Origin of the sequence: Agromyces mediolanus, from assembly GCF_014648575.1 — a bacterium.
Lineage (GTDB): Bacteria > Actinomycetota > Actinomycetes > Actinomycetales > Microbacteriaceae > Agromyces > Agromyces mediolanus.
This window is the reverse complement of sequence record NZ_BMRJ01000001.1, coordinates 1505600-1519339: the sequence shown is the minus strand read 5'-3', so window position 1 is coordinate 1519339 and position 13740 is coordinate 1505600. Positions and strand designations below refer to the sequence as shown.

The following is a 13740-nucleotide window of genomic DNA, read 5'->3' as shown; positions in this document are numbered from 1 at the left end:
GTGACGCCGTGCGAAGATGATCGCATGCCAGCCGCCCGTCGCATGCGAGTCGAGCTCGCCATCGTGCTCGGCCTCTCGCTCGGCGCGTCCGCCGTCTACTCGATCGTCTCGATCGTCGCGCGGGTGACCGACACGACGCCGCTCGCCGAGCAGTCGGCGGCGATCAACCAGTCCCGCTCGAGCCGCGAGTGGCTCGACTTCACGTACCAGTTCCTCGACGTCTTCTTCGGGCTGTTCGTCGTCGCGCTCGCGCTCTATCTGCTCTGGCGGCCCGGCCGCAGCCCGTTCCGCCGTATCGGCTTCGACTTCACGCGACCGGGGCGCGATGCGGCCTCCGGGCTCGCGCTCGTCGCGGCGATCGGCATCCCCGGCCTCACGCTCTACGCCGCGGGCCGCGCGATGGGGATCACCGTGGTCGTGGTGCCGGCCCCGCTCGACACCCACTGGTGGACGGTGCCGATCCTCGTGCTCGCGGCGATGAAGGCGGCGCTCACCGAGGAGATCATCGTCGTCGGCTATCTCTTCACGCGGCTCCGGGAGCTCGGCGTGGGACCGTGGGCGACGATCGTCTCGAGCGCGTTGCTGCGAGGGACGTACCACCTCTACCAGGGCTTCGGCCCGTTCGCGGGCAACGTCGCGATGGGCCTCGTGTTCGGCTGGTGCTACGTGCGCTGGGGGCGCACGATGCCGCTCGTCATCGCGCACTGGGTGCTCGACATGGCGGCCTTCATCGGGTATCCGCTGGCGCTCGCGTGGTGGCCGGGGCTCTTCGCGGCGCCGGCCGCCTGACCCCGGGGACGTGCGTCGCCGACGCGAGGGCGACGACCGTCGCCGGCATCGGCGGGAGCTGCTCCTCCGCGACCTCGACCCGGGGATCGGTGTCGGCGCCGCGCACGCGGGCCCCGTCGGTCCAGCTCCGTCGGCTCGGCGTGCAGACCGCGCCGACGCACTCGTCGCCGTAGCCCCCGCCCCGCAGCTCGAGGACCGCTTGCGCGCGTCGCATCGCGTTCGCCGTCGCCGGGTCGCGGCGCTCGAGGAGGCCGGCGCGGGTGTCCAGCCCGAAGCGCTCGCTCGTCGCGGCCGCGAGGCCCACGACGAAGAGGATGAATCCGGCCCCGAGCAGGGCGTCCATGGGGAGCATCCGACACCTCCGCGTGTGAATGTTCCTCAGTTTAGACCCGCGCCGCGCCGAACGGCAGGGGCGGATGCCCCGGACGCGTCGCGCCCGGGGCATCCGCCCCTCGACTCAGCTCCGCGTCAGGCGAACGCCTCCACCGGCGGGCACGCGCAGACCAGGTTGCGGTCGCCGAACGCCTGGTCGATGCGGCGCACGGGCGCCCAGTACTTGCTGCGCACGAGCGAGCGCACCGGGTAGACCGCCTGCTCGCGGGAGTAGGGGTGCGCCCACTCCCCCGCGATGACGGACTCGGCCGTGTGCGGCGCGTTCCGCAGCGGGTTGTCGTCGGCGGGCCACTCGCCCCGTCCCACGGCGTCCGCCTCGGTCTTGATGCTCACCATCGCCTCCACGAAGCGCTCGAGCTCCGCGAGGTCCTCCGACTCCGTCGGCTCGACCATGAGCGTGCCCGCGACCGGGAACGACATCGTCGGGGCGTGGAAGCCGTAGTCGATCAGTCGCTTCGCGACGTCGTCGACCGTCACGCCCGTCTCGGCCGTGAGGGGCCGCAGATCGAGGATGCACTCGTGCGCCACGAGCCCGTGCTCGCCCGTGTAGAGCACCGGGAAGTGCTCGCGGAGCCGCGCGGCGACGTAGTTCGCGGCGAGCACCGCGGCCGCCGTGGCGTCCTGCAGCCCCTGCGCGCCCATCATCCGCACGTACGCCCACGAGATCGGCAGGATCGACGGGCTGCCGTACGGCGCCGCCGACACCGGTCCGCCGGCGTGCACGAAGCCGCCGGCGTGGTCGGGGCGCTGGGCGAGCGGGTGCCCGGGCAGGTACGGCGCGAGGTGCGCCTTGGCCGCGACCGGCCCGACGCCGGGGCCGCCGCCGCCGTGCGGGATGCAGAAGGTCTTGTGCAGGTTCAGGTGCGAGACGTCGCCGCCGAAGTCGCCGAAGCGCGCGTAGCCGAGCAGCGCGTTGAGGTTCGCGCCGTCGACGTAGACCTGACCGCCGGCGTCGTGCACCGCCTGGGTGATCTCCTTCACCTCGTGCTCGTACACGCCGTGCGTCGAGGGGTAGGTGATCATGAGCGCCGCGATGGACGCCGCGTGCTCGGCGATCTTCGCGCGGAGGTCGTCGAGGTCGACGTTGCCGAGCTCGTCGGTCGCGACGACGACGACGCGCATGCCCGCGAGCACCGCGGACGCCGCGTTCGTGCCGTGCGCGCTCGAGGGGATAAGGCAGACGTCGCGCTCGTGCTCGCCGTTCGCGTCGTGGTAGCCGCGGATCGCGAGCAGGCCCGCGAGCTCGCCCTGGCTGCCCGCGTTCGGCTGCAGCGAGACGGTGTCGTAGCCCGTGACCTCGGCGAGCCAGCTCTCGAGCTGCTCGATGAGGCCGAGGCTGCCGACGACGTCGGCCTCCGGCGCGAAGGGGTGCAGGTTCGCGAAGGCCGGCCAGGTGACGGCCTGCATCTCGGTCGCGGCGTTCAGCTTCATCGTGCACGAGCCGAGCGGGATCATGCCGCGGTCGAGCGCGTAGTCGCGGTCGGCGAGGGTCTTCAGGTACCGCATCATCTGCGTCTCGGACTGGTGCGTGTTGAAGACCGGGTGCGTGAGGTAGCCGCTCGTGCGGGCGAGGCCCGCCGGGAGCCCGGCCGGCAGGGCGCGCACGTCGACCGGCACGACGGTCTCCTCGGGGAGGCCGAAGGCCCGGGCCGCGAGCGCGAGCTCCGCCTCCGTGGTCGTCTCGTCGACCGCGACGTGCACGGTCGCCTCGTCGACCTCCCAGAGGTGCACGCCGAGCTCGCGGGCGCGGGCGACGACGTTCTTCGCGAGGCCGGGCACGTGCACCTCGATCGCGTCGAAGTAGGCCTCGCTCGCGAGCGTGAGCCCGTAGCCGGTCAGCACCTCGGCGAGCGCGGCGGCCTTCTGCGCGGTCGAGACCGCGATGTGCCGGATACCGGCGGGGCCGTGGTAGACCGCGTACATCGACGCCATCACGGCGAGCAGCACCTGGGCGGTGCAGATGTTCGAGGTCGCCTTCTCGCGGCGGATGTGCTGCTCGCGCGCCTGCAGGCTGAGCCGGTAGGCGGGCGCGCCCGAGGCATCCACGGAGACCCCGACGAGCCGGCCCGGCATCTGGCGCTCGAGGCCCTTGCGGACGGCCATGTACCCGGCGTGCGGTCCGCCGAAGCCCATCGGCACGCCGAAGCGCTGCGAGGTGCCGACGGCGACGTCGGCGCCGAGCTCGCCGGGGCTCGTGAGCACGGCGAGGGCGAGCAGATCGGCCGCGGCGACGGCGAGGCCGCCCTGCGCCTTCGTGGCGGCGAGCACGGCCGACGGCTCCCAGACCCGGCCCGAGGCGCCGGGGTACTGCACGAAGACACCGAAGTGCTCGCCGAGCGCGGCGACGTCGCTCGTCTCGGCCAGCGGGGCCTCGACGAGCTCGATGCCGAGCACCGCCGATCGCGAGGCGAGCAGCGCCTTGGTCTGCGGGAGGGCGTCGGCGTCGACGACGAAGCGGTTCGACGGCGACTTCGATGCGCGCCGGGCGAGGAGCATCGCCTCGACGACCGCGGTGCCCTCGTCGAGCATGGAGGCGTTGGCGATGTCGAGCCCGGTCAGGTCTTCGACCATGGTCTGGAAGTTGATGAGCGCCTCGAGCCGGCCCTGGCTGATCTCGGGCTGGTACGGCGTGTACGCCGTGTACCAGCTCGGGTTCTCGAGCACGTTGCGCTGGATCACGGCCGGCGTGATCGTGCCCGAGTACCCGAGCCCGATCATCGAGGTGCGCACCGTGTTCTGCGCGGCGAGCGCCGCGAGCTCGGCGAGCGCCTCGCGCTCGGTCGCCGCGGCCGGGATGGCGGAGTTCAGCACCTCGCCCATGCGGATCGAGGCCGGCACGGCGGCCGACATCAGCTCGTCGAGCGAGTCGTAGCCGAGCTCGGCGAGCATGCGCTGCTGGTCGGCGGCGGTGGTGCCGATGTGGCGGCGCCCGAAGGCGTCGAGGTCGAACGTCGAGGTGGTGCTCATCGGGCGCTGGGGTCCTTACTCGCCGACGAAGGCGCGGTACTCGGCGTGGGTCATGAGCGTCGGCAGCTCGGGCGCGGAGAGCTTGATGAGCCAGCCTTCGCCGAACGGGTCGCTGTTGACGAGCTCCGGGGAGTCGATGACGGCCTGGTTCGCCTCGACGACCTCGCCGTCGATCGGGGCGAAGAGCTCGCCGACCGACTTGGTCGACTCGATCTCGCCGACGACGGTGCCCGCGCTGACGGCGGTGCCCGCGGCGGGCAGGTCGACGTAGACGACGTCGCCGAGCTTCTCGGCGGCGTAGTCGGTGATGCCGATGACGACGGTGTCGCCGTCGACCTTCACCCACTCGTGCTCTTCGGTGTACTGCAGTGCGGTGACGTCGGTCATGATGGGGCTCCTCGGTGGTGGGGTCGGTGGATGGCTCGTCGTGTCGCCTGCGGCCGGCTCGCCCGTGCTCGGGCGGGAGGCCGGATCAGGAGGCGCGTCGGTAGAAGGGGAGGGCGACGACGGTCGCCGGGATGCGGGTGCCGCGGACGTCGACGAAGAGGGCGGTGCCGGGCTCGGCGAGCTCGGGCGCCACGAACGCCATCGCGACGGGGTGGCCGAGGGTGGGCGAGAGCGCCCCGCTCGTGATCTCGCCGACGCGTCGGGCCTCGGCGGACTCGCCGTCGTAGACCTCGTAGCCGGCGCGGGGGGCTCGCCGGCCCTCCGCGGTGAGGCCGACGAGCACGGGAGCGTCCTCGGCCGGGCCGCGCTCGGCCGCCGCCCGGCCGATGAACTCGGCCTCCTTGGCGAAGGAGACGACGCGACCGAGACCGGCCTGGGCGGGCAGGATGCCTCGGCCGAGCTCGTGCCCGTAGAGCGGCATGCCCGCCTCGAGGCGGAGCGTGTCGCGGCTCGCGAGGCCGCACGGCACGACGCGGGGCCCGCCGGTCTCGGCGAGCGCCTCCCAGAGCTTGGGCGCCAGCTCGGGCGCGAGATAGAGCTCGAAGCCGTCCTCGCCGGTGTAGCCGGTGCGGGCGACGAGCACGGGCTCGCCCTCGAACGTGGCAGGGAAGGAGCGGTAGTACTTCAGCTCGGTGATGGCCCGGTCGAAGTCCTCCTGGTCGTTGCCGGGACCTTCGACGCCGAGTCCGGGCGTCTCGAGCAGCACGGCGAGCGCGTCGGGGCCCTGCAGGGCGATGAGGGCGATGTCGTCGCTCTCGTCGGAGACGAAGGTCTCGAAGCCCTCGGCGCGGTCGATCAGCTCGGCGGCGACGACGTCGCGGTTCGAGGCGTTGGCGACGACGAGGAAGCGGTCCTCCCCCGTGCGGTAGACGACGAGGTCGTCGATGATGCCGCCGTCCTCGGCGAGCAGCAGCGAGTACTTCGCCTGGCCGACGGCGATCGCCGAGAGCTTGCCGGCGAGGGCGTGGTCGAGCGCCTCGGCGGAGCCCGGCCCGATCAGGGAGATCTCGGCCATGTGGGAGAGGTCGAAGAGGCCCGCGTGCTCGCGCACCGCGTGGTGCTCGGCGAGGTCGCTGGAGTACCGCACCGGCATCTGCCAGCCGGCGAAGTCCGTGAAGGAGGCGCCCGCGGCGCGGTGCACGGCGTCGAGCGGGCTGCGGCGCTCTTCGGGGGTGGTTCCGGAATCGGACACGAGTTCTCCTCGATCGTCGAGACGCGCGGCGGATGCCGCGTGAGAACTCCCCCTCTGTCATGAGCCTGAGAGTTTCGCGCGGGATGTGCGCTTTCACCGTGGGCGGCCCGAAACGGGCACTTTTCAGAGCGGCCTCGTCATCGCGGTGTCGTGTACCTGAGAGATTGGCGGGGAGGCTTGCTCCTTCGGTGCCCCCGACGATGACTGCCGGTGGCTCTCCCGCGACGCGTCGATGGCCCGGTATGCGGTTGTGTGCCCGATCCTACCGCACCGGCCCCGGCTCCCGGGGGCGGGACTCGGCGCGCACGGATTCGCCTTCGAGTCATCCTGACTGTAAGCTGCCGTCCATGGCCTTCGAGTCATCCTGACTCGAAGACGGAATCGCCGGAGGGAGCAGCGATGCCCACGACCCCGCCGAGCACCGCGCGCCTCGCCGTCTCCACCGTCATCTTCGCGCTCCGCGCCGACCGCGCCGGCGGCCCGCCCGCGCTCTGGACCCCGCTCGTGCGCCGCACCCGCGAGCCCCAGCTCGGCCACTGGGCCCTGCCGGGCGGCTGGCTGCCGCCGAACGAGGAGCTCGAGACCGCCGCCGCCCGCACCCTGCGGGCCACGACCGGCCTCGCGCCGAGCTACCTCGAGCAGCTCTACACCTTCGGCGGCGTCGACCGCTCCCCCGGCGAGCGCGTCGTCTCCGTCGTCTACTGGGCGCTGCTGCCGAGCGACGAGGCCGCCCGCGCCACCATCGGCCCGAACGTGCGCTGGGTGCCGGCCGACACCCTGCCCGCGCTCGCTTTTGACCACGCCGAGATCATCGCCTACGCGCTCTGGCGACTCCGCACGAAGGTCGAGTACTCGGAGATCGCGCACGCGCTGCTCGGCCGCACCTTCACGCTCGCCGAGTTGCGCGAAGTGTACGAGGCGGTGCTCCGCCGCCCGCTCGACCCGGCGAACTTCCGCCGCACCATGCTCGCCTCGGGCGGCCTGCAGGAGACCGGCGAGCACCGCGCCGGCACTCCGCACCGCCCGCCGAAGCTGTACCGCTACGACCCGGCCGGCCCCGCGCCGGGCATCCGGGAACCGTTCCGAGACGCCGAGAGGACCGCGTCATGAGCCCCACCTCCCTCGACACCCGCCGCGCGGCATCCGTCGACCGCAGCATCCGTCTCATCGCGAGCGGCGCGAGCGGCGGCGAGAGCTGCGCACCCGAACTCGCCGAGGGCCCCTGGACCTTCGACGCCGGCCCCGCCTCCTACGGGCCCGGCGCATCGATGGGCGACGTCATCCCCACCGGCTCGCCCCGGCAGGGCGCGCTGCCCGAGGCCTATCGGCTCGCGAGCGACGAGGAGCTGCACGAGCGCATCCGCCGCGCCAAGCAGACCCTCGGCGAGCGCGTCGTCATCCTCGGCCACTTCTACCAGCGCGACGAGGTGGTGCAGCACGCGGACTTCGTCGGCGACTCCTTCCAGCTCGCGAACGCCGCGCTGACCCGGCCCGATGCCGAGGCGATCGTCTTCTGCGGCGTGCACTTCATGGCCGAGACCGCCGACCTCCTGTCGCGCCCGGAGCAGGCCGTCATCCTGCCGAACCTCGCGGCGGGCTGCTCGATGGCCGACATGGCCGACGAGGCGAGCGTCGAGGCCTGCTGGGAGCAGCTCGCCACGGTCTACGGCGACCTCGACACCCCCGACGCCGACGGGCTCCTGCCCGTGGTGCCGGTGACCTACATGAACTCCTCGGCGGCGCTCAAGGGCTTCGTCGGGCGGCACGGCGGCATCGTCTGCACGTCCTCGAACGCCCGCACCGTGCTCGAGCAGGCCTTCGAGCGCGGCCGCCGGGTGCTCTTCTTCCCCGACCAGCACCTCGGCCGCAACACCGCGAAGGCGATGGGCGTGCCGCTCGAGGCGATGCCGATGTGGAACCCGCGGCAGCCGCTGGGCGGCAACGACGCGGCGGCGCTCGGCGACGCCCGCGTGATCCTCTGGCACGGCTTCTGCTCGGTGCACCGCCGCTTCACGGTCGAGCAGATCGCCCAGGCGCGTCGCGAGCACCCCGGCGTGCGGGTGATCGTGCACCCCGAGTCGCCGATGCCCGTCGTCGATGCTTCCGACGCGGCCGGCTCGACGGACTACATCGTGAAGGCGATCCAGGCCGCCCCGGCGGGCACCACCTTCGCGATCGGCACCGAGATCAACCTCGTGCAGCGGCTCGCCGCCGAGCACCCCGAGCACACCATCTTCTGCCTCGACCCGGTGGTATGCCCCTGCTCGACGATGTACCGCATCCACCCCGGCTATCTCGCCTGGGTGCTCGAGGAGCTCGTCGAGGGCCGAGTCGTGAACCGCATCCAGGTTCCCGACGCCGTCGCCGCCGACGCGAAGGTCGCGCTCGAGCGGATGCTGCGGGCCCTGCCGAGCGGGGCGCCCGTGAGCGGCGCGGCGCCCACGGCGCCGAGCGCGCCTCCCGCCGCGGCTCGGAGCTGACCGTGCCGAGCGTGCTCGTCGTCGGCGGCGGCATCGCGGGCCTGTGGACCGCGGTGCGCGCCGCCGAGGCCGGCTGCACCGTCGAGCTGGTGACGAAGACCGAGCTCGCCGAGGGCAGCACCCGGTACGCGCAGGGCGGCATCGCGGCGGCCCTCTTCCCCGACGACTCCGCCGAGCGGCACTACGCCGACACGATCGCCGCAGGCGCCGGGCTCGCCGACCCAGCGGTGGTGCGCGTGCTCTGCGAGGAGGGGCCGGCCCGGGTGCGCGACCTCATCCGCTTCGGCGTGGGCTTCGACCGCGACGAGTCCGGGCTGGAGCGCGGGCTCGAGGCGGCGCACTCCCGTGCGCGCATCGTGCACGCCGGCGGCGACGCGACCGGCGCGGCGATCGAGGCCGCCCTGGTCGCGACCGTGCGACGGCGCACGGTCGCGGTGCACGAGCGCACGATGCTGCTCGACCTCCTCGTGGAGGGCGGGGGCGTCGTCGGGGCCGTCCTGCTCGACGCCGACGGGGCCGTCGTCGAACGCCGGGCCGATCACGTCGTGCTCGCCACCGGCGGGGCGGGGCAGCTCTACCTGCACACCACGAACCCCGCCGTCGCGACGGGCGACGGGGTCGCCGCGGCCGCCCGCGCCGGGGCCGCGGTCGCCGATCTGGAATTCGTGCAGTTCCATCCCACCGCGCTCGCGGTTCCGGGCACCCCGCTCATCTCCGAGGCGGTGCGCGGCGAGGGCGCGGTGCTGCGGGATGCCTCGGGGCGGCGCTTCCTCGCCGAGGCGCACCCGCTCGCCGAGCTCGCCCCGCGCGACGTCGTCGCCCGCGCCGTGTGGCGCACGATGGCCGAGCAGGGCGGGGCCCCCGCGCTGCTCCACGCGACGGCGCTCGGCGGGGACGTGCTCGCCCGCCGTTTCCCGGGGCTCGACCGCATCGTCCGCGACGCCGGCTTCGACTGGTCGCGCGAGCCGATCCCGGTGACGCCCGCCGCGCACTACGCGATGGGCGGGATCGTCGTGGACCTCGACGCCCGCACCACCCTGCCGAACCTCTTCGCCGTGGGCGAGTGCGCCCGCACCGGCGTGCACGGCGCCAACCGGCTCGCCTCGAACTCGCTGCTCGAGGCCGCTGTGTTCGCCGAGCGCGCCGCGCGCGCCCTCCTCGCCGCTCCCACCGTTCCGACCCCCGTCCCCACCTCCCCCGAGTCGCCCGACGTGGATCGAAGTCGGGCACGTCGAGAGGCGGGGCGGGCGATGGACCGGGGAGCGCTCCGCACGCTCATGTGGGACGCCGCCGGGCTCGAGCGCTCGGCCGCCGGACTCGAGGCGGCGGCATCCGTCCTCGCGGGCTGGCGCGCACCCGAGGTAGGCGACCGGGCGAGCGCCGAGGACCGCAACCTGCTCGAGCTCGCGCGCCGCACCGTCGCCGCGGCGCTCGCCCGACGCGAGAGCGTCGGCGCGCATTGCCGCACCGACGAGCCCGCCACCCAGATCCCACCCGCCCCGTACGAGGAGGCCGCCTGATGACCACCGACCGTGAGCTCGACCGGCTCGTCTCCGCCGCCCTCGACGAGGACGCCCCCTGGGGCGACCTGACCTCGGAGACCCTCATCCCGGCGGACGCCGTCGCCGACGCCGCGCTCGTCGCCCGGGAGCCGGGCGTGCTCAGCGGATCCGACGCCTTCCGGGCCGCGTTCCGGCTCGTCGACGCGGCGATCGACGTGGACTTCCTCGTGCACGACGGCGAGCGCTTCGAGGCCGGGCAGACGCTCGCCACCGTGCGAGGCCCCGCGCGCGGAGTGCTCACCGCCGAGCGAGTGGGCCTCAACCTGGTGCAGCGGATGAGCGGGATCGCCACGCTGACCGCGGAGTACGTCGCCGCGGCCGCCGGCACGCGCGCCCGCATCGTCGACACCCGGAAGACCACGCCCGGCCTGCGAAGCCTCGAACGCCGGGCGGTGCGCGACGGCGGCGGACGCAACCACCGCCGCTCGCTCTCCGACGCGGTGATGGCGAAGGACAACCACCTCGCGGTCCTCACGGCGGGCGGACTCGACCTCGCCACGGCGCTGCGCGGGGCGCGCGAGCGGCTCGGCCACACCGTGCACCTCGAGGTCGAGGTGGACCGGCTCGACCAGCTCGACGCCGTGCTCGACGGCGGCGCCGACACGATCATGCTCGACAACTTCTCGCTCGACGAGCTCGCGGCGGGCGTCGAGCGGATCGCGGGCCGCGCGATCGTCGAGGCCTCGGGCGGGGTGACCCTCGACACCGTCGCCGCGATCGCCGCGACCGGGGTCGACGTGATCTCGGTCGGCGCCCTCACCCACTCGGTCCGCTCCCTCGACCTCGGGCTCGACCTCGACGTGCGCGCGGAGGGCGGACCGGCCACGTGATCTACCTCGACCATGCCGCGACGGGCCCGGTGCGCCGCGAGGCGCTCGAGGCGATGTGGCCGTACCTGACGGGCGCCTTCGGGAACCCCTCCAGCAGCCACGGGCTCGGTGAGCAGGCGGCCGCGGCGCTCGAGTGGGCGCGCGAGCGCGTGGCGGCCGCGACCGGCGCCCGACCGGGCGAGGTCGTCTTCACGAGCGGCGGCACCGAGGCCGACAACCTCGCGGTGAAGGGACCGGCGCTCGCCGCGCCGCGCGGACGGCACCTCGTCGTCTCGGCCATCGAGCACGAGGCGGTGCTCGAGTCCGCCCGGTTCTTGGAGCGCGCGCACGGCTTCGCCCTCGACCTCGTGCCGGTGGACGCCTCGGGCCTCGTGCACCCGGAGGCGCTCGCCGCCGTGCTGCGGCCGGACACGACGCTCGTCTCGATCCAGCTCGCGAACAACGAGGTCGGCACCGTGCAGCCGCTGGCCGAGCTCGCCGCCCTCGCCCGCGAGCGCGGGGCCGTCGTGCACAGCGACGCCGTGCAGGCCGCCGGCCGGCTGCCGCTCGATCTCGACGCCCTCGGCGCGGACGCGCTCAGCCTCGCGGGGCACAAGGTCGGGGCGCCGAAGGGCGTCGGGGCGCTCGTCGTGCGCGGGCGGGTGCCGCTCGAGCCGGTGCTGCACGGCGGCGGGCAGGAGCGCGGCCGCCGCTCCGGCACCGAGAACGTGGCCGGCGCCGTGGCCTTCGCGACGGCGCTCGAGCTCGCCGAACGGGAGCGCGAGGAGCACGCCGCCCGCACGGACGAACTCGGTCGGCGGCTCGTCGCCCGCGTCCTTGCCGAGATCCCCGAGTCGCGCCTCACGGGCCACCCCACCGAGCGGCTCGCCTCGACCGCGTCGTTCCTCTTCCCCGGAGCGAGCGGCGAAGCGGTGCTGCTCGAGCTCGAGCGCGACGGCGTGATCTCCTCGAGCGGATCCGCGTGCGCGGTCGGCCGCACGGAGCCCTCGCACGTGCTCACGGCGATGGGCGTGCCGGCGGAGCTCGCGGGCACGGCGGTGCGTTTCACCCTCGGCGCGGCGACCACCGCGGGGGAGATCGAGACGACGGTCCTCGCGGCGAGCCGGGCGGTCGCCGCGGTGCGCAGGCTCGGCCACCGCGGTTGAGCGACGAGCGACGCCTCGCGATCCGGCGCCGTCGGCGGAGCACCGGTGCGGATGTCGGTGGGCCGCGCTATCTTGGAATCATGAGCGATGCAACTCCCACCCCTTCCGATGACGAGCGCGAGCGCCGCATCGAAGACGAGCTCGCTCCCGAAGAGCAGCTGCTGAAGGGCTGGCTCCCCGAGCCGAGCCCGACCGACGGGCCCGCGCCCGCCCCGTAATCCGCCGCGATTCCCCGCGTTTCGTATTCGTTCCTATCGATCGGTCGATCTGGGAATAGCGCCTGAACCAGGGCGGGTTGCACTCTGCACCGACGCACCACTCTCAGGCGCTCGTCCGCGCCGCCCTTCTCGATGGGAACCTCCTTGACCGAACGCGCCGTTTCCGACCTCGACTCCGTTCAGCCCGCCCCGTCCGCCGGCCTGGCGGACTCCGCCTCGACCGCTGCCGCCGCCGACGCGGCCCTCGCCGACTCGCCCGCCGCCGCCGCGGAGGACGCGGCCATCCGCGCCGCCCAGCCCGAGCACGGCGCCCGCGACACCAAGGTCATCTGGCTGCTGCTCGGCGCCACCTTCGTCGTCTTCCTCAACGAGACGATCATGGGCGTCGCCATCCCGCACCTCGTCGACGACCTGCACATCTCGCTGTCGGCCGCGCAGTGGCTGACCACGGCGTTCATGCTCACGATGGCCGTCGTCATCCCGATCACGGGCTTCCTGCTGCAGCGCTTCCCGACCCGCTCGATGTTCATCACGGCCATGTCGTTGTTCTCGGCGGGCACGCTGATCGCCGCGACGGCGCCCGGCTTCGAGGTGCTCCTCGGCGGCCGCATCGTGCAGGCCACCGGCACCGCGATCATGATGCCGCTGCTCATGACGACGCTCATGACCGTCGTCGCGCCGAGCGACCGCGGCCGCTTCATGGGCCGCGTCTCGATCGTGATGTCGGTCGCGCCCGCCATCGGGCCGACCATCTCCGGCCTGGTGCTGAACTTCCTCTCCTGGCGGTTCATGTTCTGGTTCGTGCTGCCGATCGCCCTCGTCATGCTCGTGATCGGCTTCCGCAAGGTCGAGAACGTCAGCGAGACCCGGGTGCTCCCGCTCGACGTGTTCTCCGTGGTGCTCTCGGCCTTCGGCTTCGGCGGCCTCGTCTACGGCCTGAGCATCCTCGGCGGCGTCGTCACCGGCAAGGCGCCCGGCGACACCGTGCCGCTGTGGGTCGCGCTCGGCGTCGGCGCCGTCGCGCTCGGGGCGTTCATCTGGCGTCAGCTGCGCCTGCAGCGCCGCGACCGGGCGCTGCTCGACCTCCGCACCTTCCACTCGCGCAACTTCGCAGTGTCGATCGCGCTCATGGTCGTCATGATGGCGGCGCTGTTCGGCACGATCATCCTGCTGCCGATCTACCTGCAGAACGTGCTGCACCTCGAGCCGCTCGCGACCGGGCTGCTGCTCCTGCCCGGCGGACTCGTCATGGGCCTGCTCGGGCCGACGGTCGGGCGTCTCTACGACCGCGTGGGCCCGACCCCGCTCCTCGTGCCGGGCAGCATCGTCGTCAGCGGCGTGCTGTGGTCGCTCACGATGGTCAGCGAGCAGACCCCGTGGTGGCTGATGCTCGTCGCGCACATCGTGCTCTCCGCCGCCCTGGCGTTCATGTTCACGCCGCTGTTCACCTCGGCGCTCGGCTCGATCGAGCCGCGGTTCTACTCGCACGGCTCGGCGATCGTGGGCACGGTGCAGCAGGTGGCGGGCGCCGCGGGCACGGCCCTGTTCATCACGGTGATGACGGCGCAGTCGGCGGCGGTCGCCGCGACCGGCGCCGCCCTCGAGACCTCGGAGGCGGCCGGCATCCGCGCCGCGTTCCTGGTCGGCGCGATCATCTCCGTCGCGGCCGTCGTGGGCACCTTCTTCGTCCGCAAGCCCGCCGACATGGGCGAGGGCG

The 13740-nt window shown here is 73.5% G+C and carries 12 protein-coding genes and 1 riboswitch; of the genes, 8 read left to right on the top strand and 4 right to left on the bottom strand.

Annotated elements, in window-relative coordinates; genetic code table 11:
• The first annotated feature begins 24 nt into the window (after positions 1–24).
• On the top strand, positions 25–789 hold the full coding sequence (locus IEY71_RS07200; protein ID WP_189084558.1) for a CPBP family intramembrane glutamic endopeptidase: 765 nt from the start codon (positions 25–27) through the stop codon (positions 787–789).
• On the opposite strand, the gene IEY71_RS07195 is transcribed toward IEY71_RS07200, so the two are convergent.
• The 4 genes from IEY71_RS07195 to gcvT form a co-directional block, all read right to left on the bottom strand.
• Positions 728–1132, bottom strand: coding sequence for a hypothetical protein (locus IEY71_RS07195; protein ID WP_189084557.1), 405 nt, complete (start codon positions 1130–1132; stop codon positions 728–730). The two genes, IEY71_RS07200 and IEY71_RS07195, sit on opposite strands and share 62 nt — an antisense overlap.
• Before the next feature lie 125 nt (positions 1133–1257).
• On the bottom strand, positions 1258–4149 hold the full coding sequence (gene gcvP, locus IEY71_RS07190; protein ID WP_189084556.1) for an aminomethyl-transferring glycine dehydrogenase: 2892 nt from the start codon (positions 4147–4149) through the stop codon (positions 1258–1260).
• A gap of 15 nt (positions 4150–4164) precedes the next feature.
• Positions 4165–4536 (bottom strand): glycine cleavage system protein GcvH, encoded by a 372-nt coding sequence (gene gcvH, locus IEY71_RS07185; protein WP_189084555.1) that lies wholly within the window; start codon positions 4534–4536, stop codon positions 4165–4167.
• 85 nt (positions 4537–4621) lie between these two features.
• Positions 4622–5788: a glycine cleavage system aminomethyltransferase GcvT gene (gene gcvT, locus IEY71_RS07180; protein WP_189084554.1), complete on the bottom strand. Its 1167-nt coding sequence runs from the start codon at positions 5786–5788 to the stop codon at positions 4622–4624.
• Positions 5789–5921: 133 nt separating this feature from the next.
• A riboswitch (glycine riboswitch) is annotated at positions 5922–6020 on the bottom strand.
• A gap of 167 nt (positions 6021–6187) precedes the next feature.
• On the opposite strand from gcvT, the gene IEY71_RS07175 reads away from it, so the two are divergent.
• The 7 genes from IEY71_RS07175 to IEY71_RS07145 form a co-directional block, all read left to right on the top strand.
• Positions 6188–6898: an NUDIX hydrolase gene (locus tag IEY71_RS07175; protein WP_189084553.1), complete on the top strand. Its 711-nt coding sequence runs from the start codon at positions 6188–6190 to the stop codon at positions 6896–6898.
• On the top strand, positions 6895–8268 hold the full coding sequence (gene nadA, locus IEY71_RS07170) for a quinolinate synthase NadA (RefSeq protein ID WP_189084552.1): 1374 nt from the start codon (positions 6895–6897) through the stop codon (positions 8266–8268). The genes IEY71_RS07175 and nadA overlap by 4 nt, the downstream gene beginning before the upstream one ends.
• A gap of 2 nt (positions 8269–8270) precedes the next feature.
• Positions 8271–9788, top strand: coding sequence for an L-aspartate oxidase (gene nadB, locus IEY71_RS07165; RefSeq protein WP_189084551.1), 1518 nt, complete (start codon positions 8271–8273; stop codon positions 9786–9788).
• Complete coding sequence (nadC, locus tag IEY71_RS07160; RefSeq protein WP_189084550.1) at positions 9788–10660, top strand: carboxylating nicotinate-nucleotide diphosphorylase; 873 nt, start codon at positions 9788–9790, stop codon at positions 10658–10660. The genes nadB and nadC overlap by 1 nt, the downstream gene beginning before the upstream one ends.
• On the top strand, positions 10657–11805 hold the full coding sequence (locus tag IEY71_RS07155) for a cysteine desulfurase family protein (protein WP_189084549.1): 1149 nt from the start codon (positions 10657–10659) through the stop codon (positions 11803–11805). Before nadC ends, IEY71_RS07155 begins: the two co-directional genes overlap by 4 nt.
• Before the next feature lie 80 nt (positions 11806–11885).
• Positions 11886–12023, top strand: coding sequence for a hypothetical protein (locus tag IEY71_RS07150; RefSeq protein ID WP_189084548.1), 138 nt, complete (start codon positions 11886–11888; stop codon positions 12021–12023).
• Positions 12024–12224: 201 nt separating this feature from the next.
• Positions 12225–13740 (top strand): DHA2 family efflux MFS transporter permease subunit (locus IEY71_RS07145; RefSeq protein WP_373292257.1); only part of this gene is annotated, 1516 nt, incomplete at its 3' end.

Bases quoted from the DNA above. Each gene is read 5' to 3' on its own strand.
- IEY71_RS07200 (WP_189084558.1), top strand. From the start codon at position 25: ATGCCAGCCGCCCGTCGCATGCGAGTCGAGCTCGCCATCGTGCTCGGC.
- IEY71_RS07195 (WP_189084557.1), bottom strand. From the start codon at position 1,132: ATGGACGCCCTGCTCGGGGCCGGATTCATCCTCTTCGTCGTGGGCCTC.
- gcvP (WP_189084556.1), bottom strand. From the start codon at position 4,149: ATGAGCACCACCTCGACGTTCGACCTCGACGCCTTCGGGCGCCGCCAC.
- gcvH (WP_189084555.1), bottom strand. From the start codon at position 4,536: ATGACCGACGTCACCGCACTGCAGTACACCGAAGAGCACGAGTGGGTG.
- IEY71_RS07175 (WP_189084553.1), top strand. From the start codon at position 6,188: ATGCCCACGACCCCGCCGAGCACCGCGCGCCTCGCCGTCTCCACCGTC.
- nadA (WP_189084552.1), top strand. From the start codon at position 6,895: ATGAGCCCCACCTCCCTCGACACCCGCCGCGCGGCATCCGTCGACCGC.
- nadC (WP_189084550.1), top strand. From the start codon at position 9,788: ATGACCACCGACCGTGAGCTCGACCGGCTCGTCTCCGCCGCCCTCGAC.
- IEY71_RS07150 (WP_189084548.1), top strand. From the start codon at position 11,886: ATGAGCGATGCAACTCCCACCCCTTCCGATGACGAGCGCGAGCGCCGC.